This is a genomic window from Dehalococcoidia bacterium (genome assembly GCA_030018455.1).
In the GTDB taxonomy this organism is placed as follows: Bacteria; Chloroflexota; Dehalococcoidia; order DSTF01; family JALHUB01; genus JASEFU01.
Map to the genome: position 1 here is coordinate 101,351 of JASEFU010000003.1, position 24,033 is coordinate 125,383.

Genomic DNA, 24,033 nt, shown 5'->3' on the forward strand with positions numbered 1-24,033 from the left:
AGGTGTCGTCATTGTCCTGCGACAGCACCCCAGCCGGAAGGCTGAGGCATATGGAAACGGGTTCATGCCCTTGCCTTCAGGCGGAGTGGGAAAAACATCCACCATCAGCCAACGTTACGCTCTCTGCGGACGTTAACGCTGCTACCCGAACGGCCTGCCCGGCGCGTATGTCCCCGGCGACGCCTGGCCCGGCACGTACGTCTCCATGCCCAGGTAGCCGCCGAACGCCTCGTAGAGGACGTTTCCCCAGCGGCCGGGCGCGATCGCCGCGTGGTGGGGGAAGCGCCGGAGCAGTATCTCCGAGTAGATGCGCATGAAGCCGGGGATGCGGCACCACCCGTATGCCCCCGACGTAGCGGCCGGGTTGTCCTCGACGGCGCCCTCGCAGACGAACGCCTTCCACCTCCCGTCGCCGTCCTCCGTGACGCGGCCTAGCGTCAGCGGCCCTTCCTTCATCCGGAACTCGACGACGCCGCTCGCCCTCTCCGGCCCCAGCGTCTCGCCCATCAGGAAGTGCGCCCCCACGCGCGCCTTCTCCCCGGCGTAAGAGGTGGGGAAGACGCCGCAGTGCCATATGTTCACGAGGTCGGGGTCTTCGTTGTGCAGGTTGTTGATATCGGCGAGGGCCGACGGCGCGCCCGCCGCCAGCCTCAGCGCGTGCATCGACAGCGCGCCGTTGACGTCCGACTCGCAGGCGCAGGGGATGCCGCGGTCGCCGAGGCGGCTCATCGGCAGGCAGGCGCAGATGCCAAGGGTCGCCTGAAGGCTGTTCCAGCACTGGACGGCGAGAGCGTCCAGCCGGTTCGTCTCCGCGAAGTCGAGGAGGAAGCGCTCGAACTTGCCAAGCCTCGCCAGCGCCTCCTTCGAAACGGCGCTCGCGTCCAGCGTCTCCTCCATCTCCCGCACGATCTCCCGCACCGCCGGCATGTCGTCGGGCATGCCATTCACCGCCTGCACCGCCTCCGACAGGTCGAGGCTCACGACCGTGACGCCGAGCCGCTCGAGCGCCTTCTCGTTGACGCGGCACGTCCAGAAGGCGTCGGGCCGGGCGCCGACCTGCCCGAAGCGGGCGCCGCGTATTCCAGTTACAACGCGGCAGACGCGCGTGAACCAGTCGAAGTCGGCGGCGAGGGCCTCGCTTGCGGGCGACGCGATGGGCGTCGCGCCGACGCTGTACCGCGCGCCCACCTGTCGGAGCGCCTCGCCGATGGACAGCAGCCCGCACAACGAGTCGCGCCGCTGGGTGGCGGGACGCAGCGTTTCCTCCTCCTCCAGCCCAAAGATGAGGACCGGTACGTCGAGGGCGGCCATGCGGACGGTGAGGGCGGCGGCCTGCTCATCGCCGAAGTTCATGGCGCCGATGACGATGCCCTGCACCTCTTCGCGCCGGAAGAGCGCCGCCGTCGCCCTCGCCTCGTCGAGCGATTCCACGCACCCCAGCTCCGTCAGGGACGGGTCAGGCGCGACGACCTCGGCGCCGCACTTCTTCAGCGCCTCAATCGTCTCCGCCCGTCCGCGTCGCGCCGGCTCGGCGGGGAACATGCCGCGGCGCGCGGGGATGAACCCTAGCTTCAGAGCGCTGCTCATCTCCACCTCCTGTCGAGAACAAAGGGCACGAGACGCTGCCGGCGGGGGATGCCGGTCGGTTCAGTCGGAGAGGCGGATGCCGGGTGCGGGATAGCGGACGCAGAAGTCGCGCACTTCCCCGCGCACCCGCTTCACCACGTCCTCGTTGTTGACGTTGCTGATCACCTCGTCGATCCAGGCGACGATCTGGGCCATCTCCGCCTCTTTCATGCCGCGAGAAGTGACCGCGGGCGTGCCGAGACGGATGCCGCTTGGGTTGGCGGGCCGGCGCGGGTCGTAGGGGACGGTGTTGTAGTTCACGACGATGCCCGCCCTGTCTAGCGTTTGCGCCGCCTTGCGGCCCGTCACCCCCTTGTTCGTCAGGTCGATGACGATGAGATGGTTGTCGGTCCCGCCCGTCACGAGGTCGAAACCGCGTTCCAGCAACTGGGCGGCCATCGCCTTCGCGTTGCGCACGATCTGCGCGCCGTACTCCCTGAACTCCTCGGTCGCCGCTTCTTTGAGCGCGACGGCGATGCCGGCGATGCTGTGATCGTGGGGGCCGCCCTGAAGACCGGGGGACACCGCCTGGTCGATCCGCTCCGCGAACCGCTCGGGGCAGAGGATGATGGCGCCGCGGGGGCCTCGCAAGGTCTTGTGGGTGGTCGTGGTAATGACGTCGGCGTAGGGCGTCGGGTCCTGGTGGACGCCGGCAACGATGAGGCCGGCTATGTGCGCGATGTCGGCGAGGAAATACGCCCCTACCTCTTTGGCTATGTCGCCGAAGGCCTTGAAGTCGTACTCCCTGGGGTACGCGGTGGCCCCGGCGACGATTATGCTCGGGCGCTCCTTCCTGGCGAGGGCGCGCACGGCGTCGTAATCGATAAGCTGGGTCTCGCGGTGCACCGTGTACTGGACGGAGCGGTAGAAGCGCGACGAGAAGCTGACCTCCCAGCCGTGTGTAAGGTGGCCGCCATGAGGCAGGGCAAGGCCCATCACCGTGTCGCCCGGCTCGAGGAGGGCGTAGTAGACCGCCATGTTGGCCGGCGATCCCGAGTGGGGCTGGACGTTCGCGTGCTCCGCCCCGAACAGTCTCTTCGCCCGCTCGATCGCCACCGTCTCCATCTGGTCGACGTAGCGCTGGCCCTCGTAGTAGCGCTTGCCGGGGTATCCCTCGGAGTACTTGTTCATGAGGACCGATCCGACCGCCTGCATCACCGCCTGCGAGGCGTAGTTCTCGGAAGGGATTAGCCGGAGAGTCTCGAACTGGTAGCGCTCTTCGGCCTCAATGAAACAGTAGATTTCGGGATCGGTCCTTTGCAGCTCCTGCAAAACTAGCCTCCTTCGTGCGGAGATGTCGCTGCCGCTTCGCTGGCGGTGAGCAGATGGCGAGGCGAACTGGCTTTACCGGGAAGATACGGCGTCAGGTGCCAGTCTATTGGGGATCAGCCGAAGCTGTCAACGTTTTCCGCGAGAAAGCGGGGGGACGGCGTGTCACTGGCCGGACGCTCCGTTCTTGCCCCGCTTCCTGCGCCGCCCGTTGCGCCGCCGTCGGCGCCTGCGCGTCCTGTCTCCGGCGGTATCGGCGGTCGTTTCCCCTGCTTTCGCTTCCGGCGGCTCTCCAGCGGCCTCGGCGGTAGCGGGCTCCGGTTCGCTGGCAACGGCGTTCGTCTCCACGAGCGTCTCCTCGGCTTCGGCCGGCCGGACCACGGTGCCGTACTGCTTCCGCAGCTCTTCGGCCGGCATGTCGAGAGTCGCGTACGTATCGAGCATCTGAAGGGTAACCGTCTCACGTGGCACGTTCACGGCGATGAGCCTGGCGTCGCCAGCGGGGGTGGAAACGGTCTGCCCGATCCTGGGCAACTGCCCGCGCACGGACCTGTAGTACTCGTGCTCGAAGGCGAGACAGCAGAGGAGCCTGCCGCAGACGCCTGATATCTTCGCCGGGTTCAGGGGCACGTCCTGCTCCTTCGCCATGCGGATCGAAATCGAGGGAAACGAGGTCAACCACGAGCGGCAGCACAGCCGGTAGCCGCAGTGCCCGATGCCCCCGGCGAGTTTCGCCCTGTCCCGCTCCCCCACCTGGATGAGCTGGACTCGCTTGCCGAGGGTCGACGAAAGGTCGCGGACAAGGCTGCGGAAATCGACGCGCTGCTCGGCGATGAAATACAGCGTTAGTTGCGAGCCTTCGAGGGCGCAGTCGCCGCCGATCAGCCGCATGGGGAGGCCGTGCTCCTCGACCTTCTTCCGCGCTGTCTCAAGCTCCTCCTGGACCTTGCAGCGGAGCGCCTCTGCCTGGTTGAGGTCGTCGGGGCCGGCAACGCGAAGTACGGGGCTAAGGTCGTTGGAGACCTCCGCCGCCAGGAGCTGGTCGGGGCCTATCACGACTCTCGCCACCTCCGACCCCTGCGGCGTCTGTACGACCACGTGCTGCCCCACTTCGAGGGTGAAACCCGTGGCGTCGAAATAGAAGACGCGCCCCGCTTCTTTGAACCTGACGCCTACTATCGAAGGCGCGGCCTCAGGGGACGCGACTTCTCCCTGTTCTTCTGTCATGCCTTAACAACAACCGCACGGCCCGCCATCGCCCTGCTAAGCGACGGGGCCCGTCGCGGATGTCTTCTCCTTTCTGATCGACGGCGCCGCGAGATCGAGCATCAGCACCTCGAGCGCCAGTTGAGCGTTTATGTTATCGAGCAGGCTGCGCCTCGTTCCGGCAATCGCCTGCAGGACGTATCTTATCTCTTCTACTGTATATTTTCTCGCCAACAGCCCCAGTCTGTCTAGGGCGTCAACGTTCGTGACGATATCGGGGCAGCCGGAGGCCACCAGGAGCACGTCGCGCCACCAGTCACGCCAGAGCTCGAGCACGCGCAGGACGCCCTCCCGATCGCGCGAGAAGCGACCCCCCAGCTCGGCGGCGTAGGCGAAGCGCTCGTCGCGGCCCACGGTTGTGAGGCGATAGGCGTCTTCGAGGAGCGCCGTCCGCGCCGGCAACACCGTCTCGTCCTCCCACGCCGTCACCGCCCAGCCGAGCCGTCCGCCGCTGAGCCGCGCCAGCAGCCCTGCGTCCTCCGGCGGCACCGACCACTCTTCCTCCAGCGCTTCCTGCACCGCCGTCACCGTCATGAGCGAGAACGGCACCTTCCGGCAGCGGGAGACGACGGTGGGAAGGAGCGACTCCTCGCGGCTGGTGATAAGGATGAGCACGAGCGAGGGGGGCGGCTCTTCCAGCGTCTTGAGGAAGGCGTTCGACGCCTCGACGTTGAGGGCATCCGCGGGGTCGATGATGAGCACGCGGTATCGCCCCTCGAACGGCGTCCGGCTGACGACGCGCTCCAGGCGCCGCACCTGGCAGATGCGGATGTCGCGCGAGTTGTCCGATGAGTGGTCATGAGAGCTTTCGTCGCAGAGGCCGCCAACCGTTATCAGCTCGACGTCCGGGTGGCTTCCCTGCTCGATAAGATAGCACTGGCGGCAGCGGCGGCAGGGAGGGTCTTCGCCGCGGCAGTTGAGCGCCTGCGCGAACTGGACGGCAGCGGTGCGCTTTCCCACCTGTGGAGGCCCGCTAAAGAGGTAAGCATGTGAGAGCCGCCCGTCCGAGCGGGCGCGCGACAGCGCCGCTATCGCTTGCTCCTGCCCGATTATCGTCCACATCGTCGGTTGTGGCCGCTACGTCTCGCAGCGCAGGACGTCTTCGTACGTCTCGCGGCGTCGCACGAGGCGCGCTTTCCCCTCCCGCACGAACAGCACAGGCGGCTTCAGCGCGGCGTTGTAGTTGCTCGCCATGGGGAGACAATACGCGCCCGCCCCGGGAACGGCGAGGATGTCGTCCGCCCACAGCTTCGGCAGATCGATGTCGCGGATCAGCACGTCGCCCGATTCGCAGTACTTGCCCGCAACGGTCACCCGCTCTTCCGCCGCGTCGTTCATGCGGCTGGCTACGACCGCCTCGTATCGCGCCTGGTACAGCGCCGGCCGGATGTTGTCGGCCATGCCGCCGTCAACCGCGACGTAGGTGCGCACGCCCGGAATCTCCTTGCGCGCCCCCACGCCGTACAGGGCGACGCCGGCGCGGCCCGCAATCGAGCGTCCGGGCTCGACCGTCAGGCGCGGCGCCGGAAGGCCGTGCTCGTCGCACCCTTCCTTGACCGCCGATACCACCGCTTCCGCGTACTGCGCCTTCGACGGGGGCGCGGTGTCGCGCACGTATTGGATGGCGAAGCCGCCGCCTGCGCTCAGCACCCGCGCCTCGAACCCGTGACGCGCCTTCATCGCGGCGGCGAAGCGCACAAGCTCGCGACACGCCTCCGCGTGCGGCTCCAGCTCCATGATCTGCGAGCCGATGTGGACGTGAAAACCGAGCAGTTCGATTCCCGGCGCGGCGAGCAGCTCCGTCGCCGCCTCTTCGGCCTGACCCGTCCCTATCGCGACGCCGAACTTGCTGTCGAGGGCGCCGGTGGAGATGTAGCGGTGCGTGTGGGGGTCGATGTTGGGCGAGACGCGCAGCAGCGCCCGCTGCCGCCGGCCCGCCGCTACCGCGATCTCGTTCAGCATCGCCGCCTCGTGCAGGTTGTCGACAACGACACAGCCGAGGCCGGCCTCCACCGCTTCCTCAATCTCGCGCCGCGACTTGTTGTTGCCGTGGAAGTAGATGCGCTCCGCCGGGAACCCGGCCGCGAGGGCGATGGCAAGCTCGCCGCCGGACGCGACGTCGAGTCCCAGTCCTTCCTCGGCAATGAGTTGGGCGAGGGCGCGTCCCAGATAGGCCTTCGCCGCGTAGACCACTGCCGTCTCCGGGTGACGCGACCGGAACTCGTGCAGCCACTCGCGGCAATTCTCGCGAAGCTCCGTCTCATCGAAGAGGTAAAGCGGCGTCCCGAATTCACGCGCGAGAGCGACCGTATCGCAGCCGCCGATGACGAGGCGGCCCTGTGGCGACACCACTGCCGTGCGCGGGAACACGGGAGCGAGCGCGGGATCGAGAGGCATGAACGGCAACCTCGGGTGGGAAGGTGGTCCAATTATATGCGAAGTAGACGGGAGGGTCTAGGAAGCCTGCCAGCGGATAGAAAACGGATAAACGATGCGAGGGGAAGCGCAGAAGCCGCCTTCCCCATGGCCAGCCTCCCGCTACCCGCGCAGGGAGCAGGCTATCTCCTCACCCTCTTGCCTCATCGTCACGCGGCCCTCGGCCTCCAGCTTATGGAGGTGCGAAAGTATCTGACCCCGCGCCATCCGCTCCAGCCGGGGGTCGAGCTCGGGGTATATGCCCCGCACGATCTGGCTCAGCCTGTCCTTCCCCTGACTGATAAGACGAAGCACCTGCTCGTCGCGCTCGCGGCGGTGGTCTATCAGCTCCTGAATCTTGCGCCGCGGCTGGTGAACGATGGGCCCGTGCCCGGGACAGATGATCGCCGCGTCGAGCGACTGCATCCGGCGCAGGGAATCGATGTACTGGAGCATGTCGCCGTAGGGCGGCGGCGCGATAGCCGTCGTCCCGATGCCGAGCACGTTGTCGCCGCTGAACAGCAACCCCTCTTCCTCAAAATGGAAGCACATGTGTCCCGCGCTGTGCCCCGGCATGAGCAGCGCCCGCAGCGTAAGGCGTCCTGCTTCCAGCGCAGCCCCATCCTCGAGGAACACATCCACCCTGACACGCGCCGCCTTGCGCCGCAGCCGCCGCTCCTCCGCCGAGCGCTCCGGCGACGCGCTCTTCGCCGCCTGCTTCAGCAAGTCCGCCTCGACCGGGTTCATCGCGACTGCAACGTCCGCCTCCTGCTGATAGCGATAGGCGCCGCTCGAGTGGTCGTAGTGATGGTGCGTGAGAGCGATCAGCTTCAGTCTGGGGCTGCCCAACGAACGCAAGTAGTCCAGGCGCGCGCCCACCGAGTCGTCGTCGGGGAAGCCGCTGTCCACCATGAACGCCTCGCCCCCGTCGACCACGAAGTAGACGTTGGGGGAATACGCCTCGGGATACGACCGTACCCTGACGCGGACGACGTGGACGTGCTCGCTTACCTGCACAGAGGCCTCGGACACTGAAGTGGCACCATTATACACTCGCGCCAGGCTTTGACCGCAGACGCGGCCTCTGCTATCCTGCCACGCAACGCGGAGTCGGGAGGGAGGAACACGTTGGCAGGAGACGACCTGAGAGTGATAAAGATCGGCCCGCTCGGGCCTCATGCCAACAACGCCTACGTCATCATTGACGGCGGCAGCGGCGAAAGCCTCATCGTCGACATGCCGGCGGAGGGGGAAAAGGTCCTTGAGCAGGCGCAGGGGACGAAGGTGATGGGAATCGTCTTGACGCACGCCCACCCCGATCACCGGCTCTCCTTCGACCTGATGACCAAAGCAACGGGGGCGCCGGTCATGGCGCATGTGGAGGAAAGAGGGATATCGGAGGACAAGGTGACGCGCCGGTTGAGCGACGAAGAGACGCTGTCGCTCGGCTCCCAGGAGGTGAAGGTGATCCACACGCCGGGTCACACGCCCGGCAGCATCTGTCTGCTTGCGGGCGAGCATCTCATTGCCGGCGACACCCTCTTCCCCGGCGGCCCCGGCCACACCGGCACGCCGCAGCAATTGCAGCAGGTGATACGGTCGATAATCGAGAGGCTCTTCGCGCTGCCCGATGACACGCTGGTCTGCCCCGGACACGGCGAGAACACGACAATCGGGCGCGCGAAACAGGAGTACGCCGTCTTCGCTTCGAGACAGCACCCTCCCGACCTGTGCGGCGATGTGACGTGGGAGGGATCGTAGGACCGGGGAGCAGGGCGCGACTAGGCCGCGCGTCTGGTAGCAGGCCGGGCGCAGACGCGGTTGCCGCCCATTTTCTTCGCCTCATACAGCGCCTCGTCCGCCAATTCGACGAACCGTCCAGCGCTGTCCACCGTTCCCCTGGTGAACTCCGCCACCCCGAGACTGGCCTTCATCGCTACCGTCTCGCCCTTCGAGAGGGAGAACTCGTGCCGCTCCACCCGGGTGCGGAACCGCTCCGCGAACCGGGCGCCGGCGGCGAGAGCGGAGCCGGGGAGCACGAACAGGAACTCGTCGCCGCCCAGGCGGCCTACGGCGTCGCCCTTGCGGCAACTTCTGCGCGCCAGTTGCGCAAGCTGCACAAGCACGTCATCGCCCGCTTGGTGGCCGTAGGTGTCGTTGATCCGTTTCAGCCCGTCCACGTCGAGCATAACGATGCTCAAGGCGGTATCGTGACGGACGGCACGCGCGCACTCCGCCTCGATGACTTCTTCTATATAGCGCCGGTTGGGGATGCCGGTCAGCGCGTCCGTGCGCGCCAGCCTGTGCTGGATCTCCATGCTGGCCTGCAACCGTTGCGCGTACTCCCTCAGTTGCGCCTCCGATTCGGCAAGGGCCTTGTACATCTGCATCGCCTTCAACGCGGCGGCGACCTGGGAAGCGATGCCCTTCATGAACGCTATTTCAGCGGGCGGAAAATCCCGGGGGGTAAAGCTGGAGCACTGCAAGAAGCCGAGATACTCGTCGCCGAAGAAGAGGGGTACCGACATTGACGACCTGAGGAGGTTGCGCCGGGCGAAGTCTCGCACCGTTTCCGGAACGCGCTCATCTTCTTGTGCGTCCTGAGCCACGAAGGGCTCACGCGTCTCCTTCATCAAGGTACCGATCGCATGCAATCCCCCGTCGCCGGTCAACAGCCGCCGCCACTCCTGCGCGGCGGACAGGTCGGAAAACCGGTTCCGGTTCATCGCGATGCGCGCAACGATCTGCGTGCCCGGCTCAGACACACCGATGGTCGCAAAGTCAAACGACGCCACAGCCGCCACAGCCGTCGCCAGCTCCACGAGCGCCGGCTGCACGTCCTCCGAGCGGGTAAGCATGTCCGCCGCGTTGGCGAGAGCGAGCAGGTGCTCTTTCTGCCTGGCGCCCCGCGCTGCGTTCAGCATTCGCTCCAGCAAGACCGTGATCGAGGGCATCGCCGCCTCGATAAACGTCACGAGCTCCGGCGGGACACGCCCCTTCCAGGCGCCTTCGAGAATCAGCATCTCGGCCGGGCTCTCGCTGGTCGGCACCTTGAACGCTACGTACCGTCGCCCCGAGGCTACGGCCGCTGCCGCAAAGTCACCTACGCGGCGCTTTTCAATGTTGAAGGCCACAGGCCCACCCAGCAGGCCAAGCTGCCGCTGCACAAGCCACAGCCCTATCTGCGACGTGCCGATGTCGTTCCCCGATCGCGAGCCGCCGTGGACGATGAAGCCCTGATCGAGCGCATAGGTAAAGAATATCTTCGACGCCCCCACGAACTCCGATAGGGCGTCCGCAAAGAGGGTCAGCGTCTTGTCGTCGGGCGGTTGTTGGAGTGCGGCGGTGCTCAGTCGATGCAGCGCCTTCAGCGCCGCGCCGCCATCGTCCCGTCGAGGCCCGCGTCCTGAGCCCGCAGCTGGCGTTGTTGCTCGCGAGCGCACGGCCTAGGCGACCCTCTCTCCCACAGGCAGCGCCCGGGTGGTATTCCCTCCCGCCGACTTCGCCGCGTAGAGGGCGCTATCGGCAAGAGCAATCAGATCAGAGGGGCCTTGCGACGTCGAGTTGGCGAACTGCGCCGCTCCCGCGCTCACACGGACACGCACACTCGTCTGTCCCTTGAGGGGGATAGGCTGCCGTTCCACCTTGAGGCGAAAGCGCTCACCGAACCTTTCCGCATCCCGCAGATCGGCCCCCGCGAGCACGAAGAGGAACTCGTCGCCGCCAAAGCGGGCTACCGTGTCCCCGCGGCGGCAACTCGTCCTCGCCAGATGGGCGAGCCTGATGAGGACGTCGTCGCCCGCCTGGTGGCCGTACTCGTCGTTTACTCGTTTCAGCCCGTCTACGTCGGCCATCACGATGCTGAGGGGCGTGCCGCTCCGAAGGGCCCGGGCGATTTCCGCGTCCATGACCTCTTCTGCGTAACGACGGTTGGGTATGCCGGTAAGGGCGTCCGTCCGGGCCAACCGGTGCTGGATTTCAACGCTGGCCTGAAGCTGTTCCGCGTATAGCCGCAGTTGTTCCTCGGAATCGGCGAGCTTCTTATACATCTGCATCGCCTTCAAGGCTGTGGCCGCCTGCGTAGCCACGCTCTGCAGGAACTGCACCTCCTCTTTGGGAAAGCTGCGGGGACGAAAACTCGCCAGTCCCAGCGTCCCCAGGACTTCATCGTTGAAGATGAGAGGGAAGCGCGCAGTGGAGACCACCATGAGGAACTGCCAGAACCTGCGGCCCGCTTCGTGCACCCGCTCGTCGTGCTGCGCGTCCGGCATCAAGACCGGCTGCCGCGTGGATATCGATTCGAGGGCGGGCCAGTCCGGCACCGATTCGAGCATCTCCCTCCATTCGGCGTAGAGGGAGCTCTCCTCCCAGCGTGTGCCGTTTATCACCCGTGTGGTCAGTTTCTGCGTCGTTTCGTCCCAGAGGTCGAGGCTCACCAGCTCGTAGTCAAGTGATTCGGCGACGGCCGTCGCCACCTTCTCCAGCGTGGCATCCGTGTCCTTCGAGGCCGTGAGCACCTGCGCGGGGTTCGCCAGCGCCACCATCTGGTTTCTCTGGCGCTCGCCCTTGGTGGCGTCGAGCATTCTCTCGAGGAAGAACTGAAGGGAGGGCGTCAACATGCTGACCAGGCGCAGCAACCGCGGGGGAATCCCGCCCTTCCAGGCGCCCTTCACGATGATCATTTCGCTTGGGCTGGCGCTTATGGGCAGCCGGGCCGCCATATAGCAGCGTCCTCGCGCCTTGGCGGCAGGGGCAAAGTCCTCCACACGGCGGTCGCGGACGTTGAACGCGACGGGGCACCCTTGCAGCTCGCACTGCCTCTGGACCAGCCAGACGCCGGTGCTGCCCGTTCCAAGGTCATCGCCCGAGCGGGAATCGCCGCAGACCGTCCAGTCTCGCTCCGTGGCGTAGGTAAAGTAGACGCTCACGTCTCCGAGGGCAGCCGCAATCGTGTCCCCTACGGAGCGGAGTCCTTCTTTGGTCGCTTCCGCCCGACGGGCCATTTCCGCGACGCGCCGCAACGCGTTGAACTCGTCTCGCAATATCTGCTCCCCGTGGCTGAGGGTTGCTCTGTAGAAGGTTCGGATACTCGACGTTGTTCCTGAATACGTGCAGGGGTCGCTGGCGGGAACAGTTGATGGGAGGTGTCGTCTTGCCCGCTCTATGCCGCTCGCCGGGCAGACTCGTAGAGCACGGTTCTATCGCCGCCCTGGCATTTTGCCTGGTAGAGGGCTTCGTCGGCCTCCCTCACCAGCGCCGCCGCCTCCTGCGGTTTTTCCCCATCGATGGCTGTGACTCCTATGCTCACCCGCAACTTTGTCTCGCAGTCGGCCGCAATCGAGAATAGACGCCCGGCGACCTCCGAGCGAAAGCGCTCGCCGAACCGCTTCGCCGCCGCGAGGCCCGTCTCCGGCAGCACGAAGAGGAACTCGTCGCCGCCGTAGCGCCCGACCATGTCGCCGCGACGGCAGGTGCGGCGCGCAAGGTCGGCGAGCTGGACGAGCGCTTCGTCACCGGCCTTGTGTCCGTAGGTGTCGTTCACGTCCTTGAAGCGATCGATATCCGCTATCGCCAGGCTCAGGCTGGTGCCGTGCCGGGCGGCGCGCGCGCATTCGCCGCCGACCACCTCGTCGATGTAGCGGCGGTTCGGGATCCCCGTGAGCGGATCGGTCCGCGCCAGGCGGTGCTGTATCTCCATGCTCGACTGAAGGCGCTGGGAGTAGGCCTTTAGCTGCTTCTCTGATTCGCCGAGGGCCTTGTACATCCGCACCGCTTTCAGCGCGACGGAGAGCTGCGCGGCGAACCCCTCGAGCACGCGCACCTCCTGCGGGTTGAAGCTCCGCGGGTGCTGGCTCCCCACGCGCAGCGTCCCCAGGAACTCGTCCCCAAAGACAAGAGGGAATTGCCCGGCGGAAAAGATGTGGGCGTTCCTGAAAAAGGCGCGCTCCTCCGGTCGCAACCGGCTATCGCTTTGAATATCGCTGATGAAAAGGGGTTTGCGCGTGCGCATGGCCGCCTGCATGAGCTCGTCGGAGTATGTCATGCTGAAGACCTGCCCCTTCCAGAGCGCGCCCAGAGAGCTGCGCGTTTGCAGGGCCTTGTTAAGAGCGCTTATGCCGATCCGCTTCGAAGCGTCGTCATAGACATCGATCGAGACCAGGGGATAACCGGTTGATGAGGATACGGCCGTCGCCAGATCGCTCAGGACCGATTCCATCTGCTCTGCCTGGATCAGCAGCTCCCCCGCATTGGCAAGGGCAGTCATCTGCTCTTTCTGACGCGCCACCCTCCAGGCGCTCAACTGCTGCTCGAGAAGAAGCGCCAGAGAGGGGAAGGCGGCATCGACGAACGCGGAGAGCGCCCGCGTAAGCTCCCCCTCCCGCTTCGCCTTCACGAGCAGCATCTGTCCGGAGGCGGAGTCAGTCGAAAGCGGGAACGCAGCGTATATGCGCCCCTTTGCCTTGCGGTAGGGCGTAATCGCCTCTACTCTGCTGCCGCGCATCTCGAAGGTCACGGGGCCGGACACGAGTTGCATCTGGTGGTCCAGAAGCCAGATCCCCATCTGCCCGGTGCCCACACTGTCGGGCCCGCTGGAGTCTCCAACGCAGAGGAACTCGGAGTCCTGGGCGTAAGCAAGGAAGACGCGGTCCAGCCCGGTAACGTCCCGGATTATATCCAGTGCCTGCACCAACTTCCGCTGGCTGGGTCCCGGGGCCGCCACGATCTGCGCCAGCGCACCCAGCGCCTCTATCTTTCCTCCTACCATAGGCCTAAGGTTTCCCCCATATCTCCTATCTAAGGTTCGGCAGTCGTCGCCGTTTCATGAGATGGATTAGATGGCCGCAGCCGTTTTGTTTAATTGAATCGCTGACCTGCTGATGATAAATTGATACCAGGGGTCGTTTTCGGGCCTCGTCTTTTCTCAAATGGCAGACCAAACCTACCGGCGGACTGTGCTGGACAACGGCCTTCGTGTCCTTACTGCTCCCATGCCTCAGACGCGCTCCGTGAGCGTCAACATCTATGTGGGCGCCGGCTCCCGCTACGAAAGCCCGCCTGAGGCCGGCCTGTCGCATTTCACGGAGCACCTGTGCTTCAAGGGGACGCAAAGGAGGCCCAGCAGCCGCCTGATTTCGGAGGCCATCGACAACGTGGGAGGAGTCCTGAACGCGGCGACCGACCGCGAGCTCACCGTCTACTACGGCAAGGTAGCGTCGCCGCACCTCGAGCTGCTTACCGACGTTCTGACCGACATGCTCCGCTTCTCGCTCTTCGAGCCCTCAGAAATCGAGAAGGAGCGAAAGGTCATCCTCGAAGAGCTGGCGATGGTCGCCGACTCGCCGGCGCAACTCGTCGACGTACTCATCGACCGGACGCTCTGGCCCGACCAGCCGCTGGGTTGGGACGTCGCGGGTACCCGTGAGACCGTCTCCGCCATCAGCCGCGACCAGCTCATCTCCTACGTGGGGCGCCAGTACGTCCCCAACAACACAGTGGTGGCGATCGCGGGGAACATGGTCGAGGAGGAGGCGCTCGAAATCGTTGAGCGGCTTACGAGGGACTGGGAGCCCAAAGCGTTCCTGCCCTGGTCCCCGGCGATGGACAGCCAGAATGAGCCGAAAGCAGCCGTGATGCGCAAGAAGACCGAGCAGGCGCACCTGTCGCTGGCGACCCACGGCCCGCATCTCGAGCACCCCGACCGCTACGTCTTCGATCTGCTCAGCGCCGTCCTCGGCGAAGGGATGAGCAGCCGCCTGTTCGTGGAGCTGCGCGAGAAAATGGCCATCTGCTACGACGTCCACAGCTACACCAACCATTTTCTCGACACCGGTTCCTTCGTCATCTACATCGCCGTCGAGCCGATCGATGTCATCCGCGCGCTCGACGCGCTGATGAGGGAGGTGAACCGTATCCGCGAAGGGGTCGACGAGGAGGAGTTGCGGAAGGCGAAAGAGATGTCGAAGGGGCGATTACTCTTGCGGATGGAGGACACCCGCAACGTCGCCGGCTGGATCGGCGCGCAGGAGCTGCTGCTGGGGCGTGTACGTTCGGTCGACGACGTGATGGCGGCGATAGAGGCGGTGACAACCGAAGACGTCGCGCGGGTGGCCAGCAGCGTCTTCGTCGAGAAAGGGCTAAACCTCGCTGTTGTGGGGCCGTTCCGCAGCGAGCGCCGCTTCCTCCCCCTACTCAAGCTCTAACCGACGCCGCAGACTTGCGATCACTTCCTGTTCTGCTAATAAGGAAGGGGGCCGTTTCCGGCCCCTTCCACTTTCTTTTTCTTTCGGACTAGTACTCCGGCGGCGGCGGCATCGGCGCGGCCGACGGCGGCTCCGGGATGTCCGACACGAGCGATTCCGTGGTCAGCACCATGGCGCCGATAGACGCCGCGTTCTCCAGCGCCGAACGCACCACCTTCACGGGGTCGACGATGCCCCGCTCGAACATGTTTACGTACTCGCCGGTCGTGGCGTCATAGCCGATGTTCGTGTCGTTCAGGCGGCGCACCGCCTCCACCACCACCGACCCTTCCTCTCCGGCGTTCTCGGCGATGAGGCTCATCGGCGTCTCCACCGCCTTGAGCAGGATGCCGGCGCCCGTGCGTTCGTCGCCTTCGAGCTCCTCCTGGAGCTTCTCCAGCGCCTGCTGCGTCCGCAGCAGAGCGGCGCCCCCGCCGATCACGATCCCCTCTTCGACGGCGGCGCGGGTGGCGGAGAGCGCGTCTTCGACACGCAGCTTCTTCTCTTTAAGCTCCACTTCGGTGGCGGCGCCCACCTTGATGACGGCGACGCCGCCCGCGAGCTTGGCCAGCCGCTCCTGCAGCTTTTCGCGGTCGAACTCGGACGACGTCTCGTCGATCTGCGCCTTTATCTGCTTTATGCGGGCCTGGATCGCCTCGTCGCTGCCGTGGCCTTCGATGATTGTCGTGTCCTCTTTGTTGGCGACGACCCGGCGGGCGCGTCCGAGGTCGGCTACCTGCGCGTTTTCCAGTTTGCGGCCCATCTCTTCGGTTATGAAGGTGCCGCCGGTGAGGATGGCGATGTCTTCGAGGATCGCCTTGCGGCGCTCACCGAACGCCGGCGCCTTCACCACCAGGGCGTTGATGGTCCCGCGCAGCTTGTTCACGACCAGCGTCGCCAGCGCCTCGCCGTCGCAGTCGTCGCAAATGATCACGAGGTTCTTCGTGACCTGCAACGTCTTCTCGAGGATGGGAAGGATATCGGCGACGGCGGAAATCTTCTTGTCAGTGACGAGGATGTAGGGGTCGTCGAGCACCGCTTCCATGCGCTCGGGGTTTGTGACGAAGTAGGGGGAGACGTAGCCGCGGTCGAGCTGCATTCCGTCGACGAACTCGGTCTCCATCTTGAGACCCTTCGATTCCTCGACGGTTATCACGCCGTCCTTCCCCACTTTCTCCATGACATCGGCGATGAGGTTGCCCACCTCCGTGTCGATGGCGGCGATGGACGCCACCTGGCCGATCTGCTCTTTGCCCGCCACCGGCTGGGCCATGTCGCGCAGCGCCTCGATGGCCGTGTCGACGGCTTTCTCCAGGCCCCGCTTGAGGGACATGGGGTTGGCGCCGGCGGCGACGTTCTTCAGCCCCTCGCGCACTATCGCCTGGGCGAGGACGGTGGCGGTCGTCGTGCCGTCGCCGGCAACGTCGTTGGTCTTCGTGGCCACCTCCCTCGCGAGCTGGGCGCCCATGTTGTTGAACGGTTCCTTAAGCTCGATCTCCTTGGCGATGGTGACGCCGTCATTGGCGACCACAGGGGGACCGAACTTCTTGGAGAGGACTACCGTTCGGCCGCGGGGGCCAAGGGTCACCTTCAGCGCTTCGGCGAGGACATCCACGCCTTCCTTCAGGGCCCGTCTGGCCTCTTCATCAAACACCAGTTGTTTGGCCATAGAAAACTCCTTTACGGTTCAAGACGCCCACTTCACGGCATGCGACCGGAGGTGAGCTTGAAAGATTACTTGATTTCTACCTTGCAGAGCACGTCCTTCTCCGAGAGGACGATGTACTCCTCCTGCTCGATCTTCACTTCCTGTCCCGTGTACTTGGCATAGAGGATGCGATCGCCGACCTTGAGGTCCATGGGGATGCGCTTGCCGTCCTCATCCAGCCGGCCTGGGCCGACGGCGATTATCTCGCCTTGCTGCGGCTTCTCTTTCGCAGTGTCGGGAATGACGATACCACTGGCAAGCACTTCTTCCTGGACAACCGGCTTGATCACGATCTTGTCTGCCAGAGGAACGAGCTTCGTAGCCAACCTTTTACCCTCCTTTGCCTGGATTTTTCTTTGAGACAAGATTTCCCGATTTGTGACCGGGGACGCAGGTTAGCACTCTCGAGGGGAGAGTGCTAATCCACTAGCAATCATAGCGTACATGTCATCGGGATGCAACAGGTGCGCGAAAAAACCCAGCGCCTGGTGGCGCGCTACCCTCGACCGGCGCGCCGCCGCGGCCGCTGCGATGACGCCCCCACACCCGAGGGGATGATTTGGGGCCTAAAAGTAAGACTGCTTCCCGTTCTTAATTGAGTGATTTTTTCGAGATTAGCGCTTTTGTAGTTGATTTTCGCCCTTCGGTGGCCTATACTTTTCGCCGGTGGCCACGCCGGGCGTGTTGCTAGCGGGCCCGGCCCGTACCTCATCCGTGGCGACAGGGAGGTTCTTACGTTGGCTCTACAAGACAAGACCCTAATGTGTAGGGACTGTGGCGAGCAGTTCGTGTTCACTGCAGGGGAGCAGGGGTTCTATCTGGAAAAGGGGCTCTTGAACGACCCACAGAGATGCCCCATGTGTCGGGCCGCGCGGCGCCGCGAAAGGACCGACCAGCGAAAGATGACGACCGTCGTGTGCGCCACCTGCGGCGCGGAGACTTCGGTCCCCTTCGTCCCCCGGCTTGACCGGCCTGTCTACTGCAACAGTTGCTTTGAAAAAGTGAGGTCGGCGGCCGCGCAAACGTAATCACACCACTCGCTTCGCACACTAGAGAGGGCCCTGCCGGCCCTCTCTTTGCTTCCGTCACTCCCGCCCCTCCTCGCGCACGTGGTGACCTTCCAGCCACGCTTCGCCGCCCTCCCACGTCTCCTTCTTCCAGATGGGCACGGTCTCCTTTAGCCGTTCGATCGCGTGGCGGCAGGCCTCGAACGCCTCCGCGCGATGCGGGCTCGCGACCGCAATCACCACGCTTGTCTCGCCGACGGTGAGCTTTCCCAGCCGGTGGCGCATCGCCACCTTCGCGTCCGGCCAGCGGGCGACGATCTCGTCCCCGATCTGTCGCATCGCCTTTTCCGCCATCGACGCGTAGGCGTCATACTCGAGCTGAAGCACCCTGCGGCCCTCGTTTTCGCCCCGGACCGTGCCGCAGAACAGCACCACCGCGCCGTCGCTGTCCGTCCGCACCGCCTCCAGGACGGGGGTGACCTCGAGCGGGTCATGCGTCACTTCGAACATCTGCTCCCCGCCGCTGATGGGGGGGATTAGCGCGACCTCATCCCCCTCGCTCAGCCGGTAGTCCAGCGGCCGGAACTCCTCGTTGACGGCGTAGGCGAGGGCGGGCAGAAACGGCGCCAGCCGGGGAAAGCGCTCCTCCACCACCCTCTTGAGGTCGCCGATGGTGGCGCCGTCGCTCAGGTCGACCGTCACCTCTCGCTGCCCGACGGCTTCCCTCAGCCCCGCGAAGAGCCTTACTCGTACCTTCACAAGACCTCCACATTCTCGCTTCATTTCAGTATACGATACCGCCGCCGCCCGCACATCCATGCCGATTCGCGGGCGGAAGGTGAACCGGCAGGGCCGCGGCGCAAACCGGCGAATGACGGAGCGGCAACGATGATATATAATGGGCCGCGATTAATTAGGAAGATGAAGGTCGGGCCCGCCCTCAGGAGAATCGGCGAGACGGCCCTGGACGCCGTTCTTCCTCCCCGCTGCGTCGGCTGCGGGCGCTTCGGCAGCTTTCTCTGTGACCGGTGCGAGTCGGGCCTCATTCCCGCCGGCCCGCCACGCTGCGAGATCTGCTGGCAACCCGTCGTTCATCCGCCGACATGCGCGCGCTGTCGCACACAGCGCCCCGCTTTCGAGGGACTGCGCGCGGCCTACGTCTTCGAGGGGGTAGCGCGGGAACTCGTCCATGCGCTGAAGTACAGGCAGCAGAGGGCCCTTGCCGCGCCTGCCGCCGCGCTCCTCGCGCGACACCTGGAAAAACACCCCGTTCCCTTCGACATCGTCGTCCCTGTCCCGTTGCACCCGCATCGCGAGCGGACGCGAGGGTACAACCAGTCGGCCCTGATCGCGCGCGGCCTGGCGCGAAAACTTGACGTCCCGGTGGCAGAGAAGGCGCTCGTGCGACAGCGGAACACGCGGTCGCAGGCAGAGAGGCCGAGCGCCGAGGAGAGAAGGGCCAACGTCGCGGGCGCGTTCGCCTACGGAGGGTCGCCGCTCGCGGGCAGGGCGCTCTTGGTGGACGACGTCTCCACCACCGGCGCCACGCTCGATTCTTGCGCCCGCGTGCTTCGGGAAAACGGCGCCGCGTCTGTCTGGGCGCTCACCTTTGCACGAGAGGACTGAAACGCGCATATTACCCTTGCGTTTCTTGTCTGGGAGCGACACATGTCTCTGGCCAAACTGCTAGTCTTCTACGGCGGCATCTCCGGCAGCCCCGTGGAAGAAATGCTCGCCGAAGCGCTGGCGGAAGACGTCCTCGACTCGCTGGAGAAGATCGTCGGTTCCGGCGTGGTGGAAGGCGCCGTCCTCGTCACCGACCGCAAAGAGATGACGCAGCGCTGCCCACCGGACATCGAGGTCGACGTCGACCAGGGGCCTTTTCACTTCGGGAAGCGCCTCGCCGAGGTGGTCCGCCGTCACAAGCTCGAACGCGTCATATACCTCGGCGCCGGCTGCGCTCCCCTCATGCAGCACGACGACTTCTTCTCGCTTGGCCACTATCTCAGGATGGCGTGGAGCACCGTGCTCACAAACAACCTGTACTCCGCCGACCTCGTGGCCTTCGTCCCCGGAGAGGCGCTTTCGCAGATCGAGCTTCCGGCGACCGATAACAACCTGGCGATGCTGCTCCGCGACCAGGCGGGCCTCGTGGCCCAGGAGCTTCCCCGGAGGGCCGCCACACAGTTCAACATCGACTCTCCCGCCGATCTCGCCATACTCAAGCTCATCGGCGGCGCCGGCCCGCGTCTGGAGGCGTGGCTTGAAAAGGCCGCTCTCGATGTCGAGCCTTACCAGCGCGTCCTCACCGCGTTCGCCGATAGCGGCGCCGAAGTGCTGGTGGCGGGCCGCGTGGGAAGCCAGGTCTGGCAGCATCTGGAGAAAGAGACCGCATGCCGCGTGCGAGTCTTCTCGGAAGAGCGCGGGATGCAGGCCTCCGGTCGCGAAAAAACGCGGCAGGCCCGCTCGCTGCTCGGATACCACCTGCAGGAAGTGGGCTGTAGCCGCTTCTTCGAACAACTTGCCACCCTGGCGGACGTAGCCCTCATCGACAGCCGCGTCCTCCTCGCTCACCTCGGCCTTGCGCCCTCACGCGCCGACCGCTTCCTCTCCGACCTGGCCCGGCACGACCAGATAACGGATCCCTTCCTGCGGGAATTCACCGAGGCAGCGGCAAATGCTCCCATCCCCGTCATACTGGGGGGCCATTCGCTGGTGGCCGGCGGCCTGATGGCGCTCATCGAAAAGGCGTGGAGCGAGCACGATGCGGCCGCGGCGGCCAACGCCGCGTCCTGATCGCCGTCGTCCGGCCGTGCTCCGAAATAGCGGTCGCCCTAAGCTACCGACCGGCGGGTTTAACTCAGCTTGACAGCCTCACAATCAATAGGATACGCTCACGACGGTGTTAGGGAACTCTTCGACGCCACGGCTGCCTTCCAGGACTTCCAGCGTCGGCATAGGCCACAGGTTATTGCTGGCGTTCCTGGTCGTTCTGTTTGCCCTCGGCGCCGCCTACGGCGCCCTCGTCCTCGTCAGCCGCATCGATGAGATCCTCTTTCCCGGAAACGGCCTGCGACTCAGCGGCGGCCTCGGTAAGCTGCCCGGGGTCGACAGCGGGACCGGCAACGGCATCGGCAGCGAGCGCATCAACTTCCTCGTGATGGGCCTCGACCTTCGCCCCTCGGAAGGCGACGCCCCCTCCCGCAGCGACACGATGTTCATCCTCACGCTCGACCCGAAGACGAAGACCGCCGGCATACTGGGGATCCCCCGTGACCTTTACGTCGAAATCCCCTACGAAGACGGCGGCTACTATGAGGACCGCATAAACACCGCCTTCATCATGGGCGAGGTCAACGGGTATTCGGGCGGGGGCCGCGCGCTCGCCATCGACACGGTCGAGCGCAACATCGGCGTAAAGATACACCATTACATCATCATCGACTTCGAGGGGTTCAAGGAACTTATCGACGCGCTCGGCGGCGTGGACGTCGACGTGCCGGAGTACCTGTACGACCCCGAGTACTCAGAGAGTGAACTGCCGGGCGACTACGACCCGCAGGAATTCTTTCCGGGGGTGCAGCACATGGACGGCAAGACCGCCCTCGCTTACGCCCGCATCCGCCGCCCATCGAACGATTTCGACCGCATACAAAGGCAGCAACGCATAATCTTCGCCGCCATGGACGCAGCCCTCGATCAGGGCGTCCTCCGCAATGCCCTTGAACTCTGGAAAAAGTACAAGGACGCCATCGACACCGACGTGAACGACTTCCAGATCCCGGGTCTCGCCGCGCTGGCCAGCGATATACCACCCGAGAAGGTGGCCGCTCTCTCGCTCGGCGCCTGCACCACGGACTGGGTCACCGATGAGGGCGCCCAGGTGCTGCTGCCTGCCGAAGACTGCATCCAGCGACTCGTCAACGCCCTCTTCTCCGACCAGAGCATCCTTGAAGAGAACGCGCTGGTGGAGATTCAGGACGGGACAGGTGAGGACAGCCTCGCGGAGGAAACGTATGACCTGCTTGTTGATCTCGGGTTTCCCGAGGAATCGCTCATCAGCGTCCTCCCACCCGACGGCGGCGTCTTCCCCCAGACTGTGATTCTGGACTTCAGTGGAGGAACGAAAGACTACACGCTCAGCAGGCTGGCCGAGTGGCTGAAAGTGCCGCCCGAGCAGGTCCGGCAGGCGCTGCCGGAGGAAGAGGCGCTCCGCAACACCAACGCCGACATCGTCGTGCAGCTGGCGTCGGACGTCGAAGCCGCAATGGTCGATTGACCGCGGCCGGGCGCGTTCGCCCATCGCGCGGAAAGAAAAAGCCGCGTCCCTGTTCGGGCGCGGCTTTCCCGTTGCCGGAGCGGGTCTAGGAGCCGGTCTCCTTTTTCTTCGTGCGGCGGGCCCGCGCCTTGGGGGCGGCGGGCGCCGGCTCCGCCGTCGCGGAGGCGGCAGCGGCGGCAGCCGCGTACTTCCTCATCAGCCGCGACTTGCGACGGGCCGCGTTGTTGGGATGTATAATCCCCTTCTCCGCCGCCTTGTCGAGCGCGCTCACGGCGTGGCGGACGGCCTTCTCCGCTTCTTCGAGCGCTCCCCCTTCGATCAGGGGAAGGGCCTTGCGGACCTCCGTCCTGGTGGCGCTCCGCACAGACCTGTTTCGCTGACGGCGTCGCTCGGCCTGTCGCGCCCGCTTCGCCGGGGACCTGCTCTCTGCCAAGATAGTCTCTCCTCGTCCGGTCTGTTGACTATATTAGAGCACCTCTCCCGTGGTGTCTAGGGATGCTATAATCTCTGCGAATCTCACAAACGAACGAGAGCATGGAAGAGTCGAGGGCGCAGGGCCCCAGCGGTGGGCTTGCCGCCGCGGCCATCATCGTAGCGGTCGGTTTCTTCGGCAGCCGGCTGCTCGGTCTGCTCCGCACGGTCGCCATCGCCCAGGGCTTCGGCACCAGCCCCGAGCTCAGCGCCTACTGGGTTGCCTTTCGCCTGCCAGACATGGTGTTCCAGCTCCTGGCGGGCGCGACCCTCGCCAGCGCCTTCATCCCCGTCTTCTCCCAGTACTATCTGCGACGCACGAGCGACGAGGCCTGGCGCCTCGCGAGCTCGGTGCTCAACCTCATCTTCCTTGCCACCATCGCCTTTGCCCTGGTCGGCTTCATCCTCGCGCCTTGGCTCGTCCCGATCATGGCCCCCGGCCTGGGAGAAGAATCGGGGCGCCAGGCGGAGCTTCACGCGCTCGCCGTCGATCTGACGCGGATAATGCTCATCTCCCCCGTCTTCTTCTCCGTGAGCGGCATGTTCATGGGAATACTGAATGCGCGGCACCACTTCCTTTTCCCGGCGCTCGCTCCCTGGACGTACAACCTGTCGATCATCGTCGCCGCCCTCGTCTCCGACGACGTGCACGCGCTTGCCATCGGCGTCGTGGTCGGCTCGCTGCTCCACCTTCTTGTTCAGATACCGGCGCTCCGCCTGGTCGGCATGGCGTACCGGCCGGCGGCGGACTGGCGCGATGCGGGCGTGCGCGAGGTTGGGCGGCTCATGCTGCCGCGCGCCTTCGGGCTGGCGGCGGTGCAGCTCAATTTTCTCGTCACCATCTTCTTCGCCTCGCAGGTGAGCGATCAGGCGATATCGGCTGTGAACTACGCCTGGCTGATCGTCATGACGCCGCTGGGGCTGTTCGGCATGGCCATCTCTACTGCCGTCTTCCCCACGCTCGCCGAGCAAGCGGCGACGGAGAACATCAGCGAACTCAAGCGAATGCTCTCGCTCAGTCTCCGTCTGATACTCTTCCTCACGCTGCCCTCAAGCGTCGGTCTGATGATCCTGGGGCGGCCGCTGCTGACGTTCTTCTTCGAGCACGGCGCCTTCACCGCCGCCTCCACCGACATCACGCTCGACGCCCTGGTCTTCTACGCGATGGGGCTCTTCGCGCTGGCCGGCACCGAGATCCTGAGCCGCGGCTTCTACGCCCTCTCCGACACGCGCACGCCGGTCAAATTCGCCGTCGTCTCGATGGTGGCGAACCTCATCCTCTGTCTGATACTGGTCAACCCGCTCGAAGTGCGTGGGCTTGGCCTTGCCTATTCTCTGAGCGCTGTCCTTGAGTTCGCGCTGCTGTTCTCCGTGCTGAGGCAGAGGCTGTCCGGCCTCGACGACCGGCAGGTGACCGCCTCCGCCGTCCGAACGGCAGGCGCCACCGTCCTGATGGCGGAGGTCGTTGGGCTGTTCGTCATGCTGCTGCATCTGTCGGGGCATCTGAACACGGGCAGCCTGGGCGATGCCTTCGTGGCGCTGGTCGGCGGCGGAGCCCTCGGCGCGGCCGTCTTCCTGTTCGGCGCCTCGGTGTTCGGAAGCGACGAGACCGGCGTCCTGCTGCGCCGCTTTCCCACGCTGCGGCTCCCGTTCGCATCCACCGCGGCCGGCGGCGCCGACGTGTCGGGCGAAGTCCGCTTCCCCTGAGCTAGAGCCGCAAGCGCCGTTTCCTGGACACACGCGCGGCCCGAC

Annotated in this window: 20 protein-coding genes; 7 read left to right on the top strand and 13 right to left on the bottom strand. The window is 65.3% G+C overall.

From position 1 onward, the window contains the following. Window positions 1-141 precede the first annotated feature (141 nt). The 6 genes from QME71_05720 to QME71_05745 form a co-directional block, all read right to left on the bottom strand. Window positions 142-1,587 (bottom strand): hypothetical protein, encoded by a 1,446-nt coding sequence (locus tag QME71_05720; GenBank protein MDI6857795.1) that lies wholly within the window; start codon window positions 1,585-1,587, stop codon window positions 142-144. A 60-nt stretch (window positions 1,588-1,647) separates the two neighbouring features. Further along, on the bottom strand, window positions 1,648-2,898 hold the full coding sequence (gene glyA, locus QME71_05725; protein MDI6857796.1) for a serine hydroxymethyltransferase: 1,251 nt from the start codon (window positions 2,896-2,898) through the stop codon (window positions 1,648-1,650). Between the two features lie 162 nt (window positions 2,899-3,060). Next, the gene (ricT, locus tag QME71_05730) at window positions 3,061-4,122 is read right to left on the bottom strand and encodes a regulatory iron-sulfur-containing complex subunit RicT (GenBank protein MDI6857797.1); all 1,062 of its coding nucleotides are present in this window, start codon (window positions 4,120-4,122) and stop codon (window positions 3,061-3,063) included. A 36-nt stretch (window positions 4,123-4,158) separates the two neighbouring features. Further along, window positions 4,159-5,223, bottom strand: coding sequence for a DNA polymerase III subunit delta' (gene holB / locus QME71_05735; GenBank protein ID MDI6857798.1), 1,065 nt, complete (start codon window positions 5,221-5,223; stop codon window positions 4,159-4,161). A gap of 15 nt (window positions 5,224-5,238) precedes the next feature. Continuing rightward, window positions 5,239-6,558, bottom strand: a complete 1,320-nt coding sequence (gene lysA / locus QME71_05740) for a diaminopimelate decarboxylase (protein MDI6857799.1) — start codon at window positions 6,556-6,558, stop codon at window positions 5,239-5,241. Window positions 6,559-6,699: 141 nt separating this feature from the next. After that, window positions 6,700-7,608, bottom strand: coding sequence for an MBL fold metallo-hydrolase (locus tag QME71_05745; GenBank protein ID MDI6857800.1), 909 nt, complete (start codon window positions 7,606-7,608; stop codon window positions 6,700-6,702). Between the two features lie 96 nt (window positions 7,609-7,704). Between QME71_05745 and QME71_05750 the strand changes: the two genes are divergently transcribed. Then, window positions 7,705-8,337, top strand: coding sequence for an MBL fold metallo-hydrolase (locus QME71_05750; protein ID MDI6857801.1), 633 nt, complete (start codon window positions 7,705-7,707; stop codon window positions 8,335-8,337). Between the two features lie 20 nt (window positions 8,338-8,357). Here QME71_05750 and QME71_05755 read toward each other — a convergent pair whose 3' ends face one another. The 3 genes from QME71_05755 to QME71_05765 form a co-directional block, all read right to left on the bottom strand. Beyond that, a complete protein-coding gene (locus tag QME71_05755; GenBank protein MDI6857802.1) occupies window positions 8,358-10,019 on the bottom strand; it encodes a sensor domain-containing diguanylate cyclase in 1,662 nt (553 codons plus the stop codon). 3 nt (window positions 10,020-10,022) lie between these two features. Then, window positions 10,023-11,618, bottom strand: coding sequence for a sensor domain-containing diguanylate cyclase (locus QME71_05760; GenBank protein ID MDI6857803.1), 1,596 nt, complete (start codon window positions 11,616-11,618; stop codon window positions 10,023-10,025). A gap of 119 nt (window positions 11,619-11,737) precedes the next feature. Further along, window positions 11,738-13,342, bottom strand: a complete 1,605-nt coding sequence (locus QME71_05765) for a sensor domain-containing diguanylate cyclase (GenBank protein MDI6857804.1) — start codon at window positions 13,340-13,342, stop codon at window positions 11,738-11,740. Window positions 13,343-13,502: 160 nt separating this feature from the next. Here QME71_05765 and QME71_05770 point away from each other — a divergent pair, with 160 nt between their 5' ends. Further along, entirely contained in the window at window positions 13,503-14,777 is a 1,275-nt protein-coding gene (locus QME71_05770) for a pitrilysin family protein (protein MDI6857805.1), read from the top strand. An 88-nt stretch (window positions 14,778-14,865) separates the two neighbouring features. On the opposite strand, the gene groL is transcribed toward QME71_05770, so the two are convergent. Together groL and groES are read right to left on the bottom strand one after the other, a co-directional pair. After that, window positions 14,866-16,485, bottom strand: coding sequence for a chaperonin GroEL (gene groL, locus QME71_05775; GenBank protein MDI6857806.1), 1,620 nt, complete (start codon window positions 16,483-16,485; stop codon window positions 14,866-14,868). Window positions 16,486-16,550: 65 nt separating this feature from the next. After that, the gene (groES, locus tag QME71_05780; GenBank protein MDI6857807.1) at window positions 16,551-16,850 is read right to left on the bottom strand and encodes a co-chaperone GroES; all 300 of its coding nucleotides are present in this window, start codon (window positions 16,848-16,850) and stop codon (window positions 16,551-16,553) included. A gap of 411 nt (window positions 16,851-17,261) precedes the next feature. On the opposite strand from groES, the gene QME71_05785 reads away from it, so the two are divergent. After that, complete coding sequence (locus tag QME71_05785) at window positions 17,262-17,552, top strand: zinc-ribbon domain containing protein (protein MDI6857808.1); 291 nt, start codon at window positions 17,262-17,264, stop codon at window positions 17,550-17,552. A 57-nt stretch (window positions 17,553-17,609) separates the two neighbouring features. Here the strand turns inward: QME71_05785 and QME71_05790 are convergent, their stop codons facing one another. Next, window positions 17,610-18,290, bottom strand: a complete 681-nt coding sequence (locus QME71_05790; protein ID MDI6857809.1) for a molybdenum cofactor biosynthesis protein MoaE — start codon at window positions 18,288-18,290, stop codon at window positions 17,610-17,612. 162 nt (window positions 18,291-18,452) lie between these two features. Here QME71_05790 and QME71_05795 point away from each other — a divergent pair, with 162 nt between their 5' ends. From QME71_05795 to QME71_05805, 3 genes are all read left to right on the top strand, one after another. Then, window positions 18,453-19,157 carry a ComF family protein gene (locus QME71_05795; protein ID MDI6857810.1) on the top strand — a complete coding sequence of 235 codons (705 nt, stop codon included), beginning with the start codon at window positions 18,453-18,455 and terminating at the stop codon, window positions 19,155-19,157. 42 nt (window positions 19,158-19,199) lie between these two features. Next, window positions 19,200-20,327 carry a hypothetical protein gene (locus QME71_05800; protein ID MDI6857811.1) on the top strand — a complete coding sequence of 376 codons (1,128 nt, stop codon included), beginning with the start codon at window positions 19,200-19,202 and terminating at the stop codon, window positions 20,325-20,327. Window positions 20,328-20,502: 175 nt separating this feature from the next. Continuing rightward, the gene (locus QME71_05805; GenBank protein ID MDI6857812.1) at window positions 20,503-21,810 is read left to right on the top strand and encodes an LCP family protein; all 1,308 of its coding nucleotides are present in this window, start codon (window positions 20,503-20,505) and stop codon (window positions 21,808-21,810) included. A gap of 85 nt (window positions 21,811-21,895) precedes the next feature. Here QME71_05805 and rpsT read toward each other — a convergent pair whose 3' ends face one another. Further along, window positions 21,896-22,243: a 30S ribosomal protein S20 gene (gene rpsT / locus QME71_05810; GenBank protein ID MDI6857813.1), complete on the bottom strand. Its 348-nt coding sequence runs from the start codon at window positions 22,241-22,243 to the stop codon at window positions 21,896-21,898. A gap of 101 nt (window positions 22,244-22,344) precedes the next feature. On the opposite strand from rpsT, the gene murJ reads away from it, so the two are divergent. Next, window positions 22,345-23,988: a murein biosynthesis integral membrane protein MurJ gene (gene murJ, locus QME71_05815; protein ID MDI6857814.1), complete on the top strand. Its 1,644-nt coding sequence runs from the start codon at window positions 22,345-22,347 to the stop codon at window positions 23,986-23,988. Window positions 23,989-24,033: the final 45 nt, after the last annotated feature.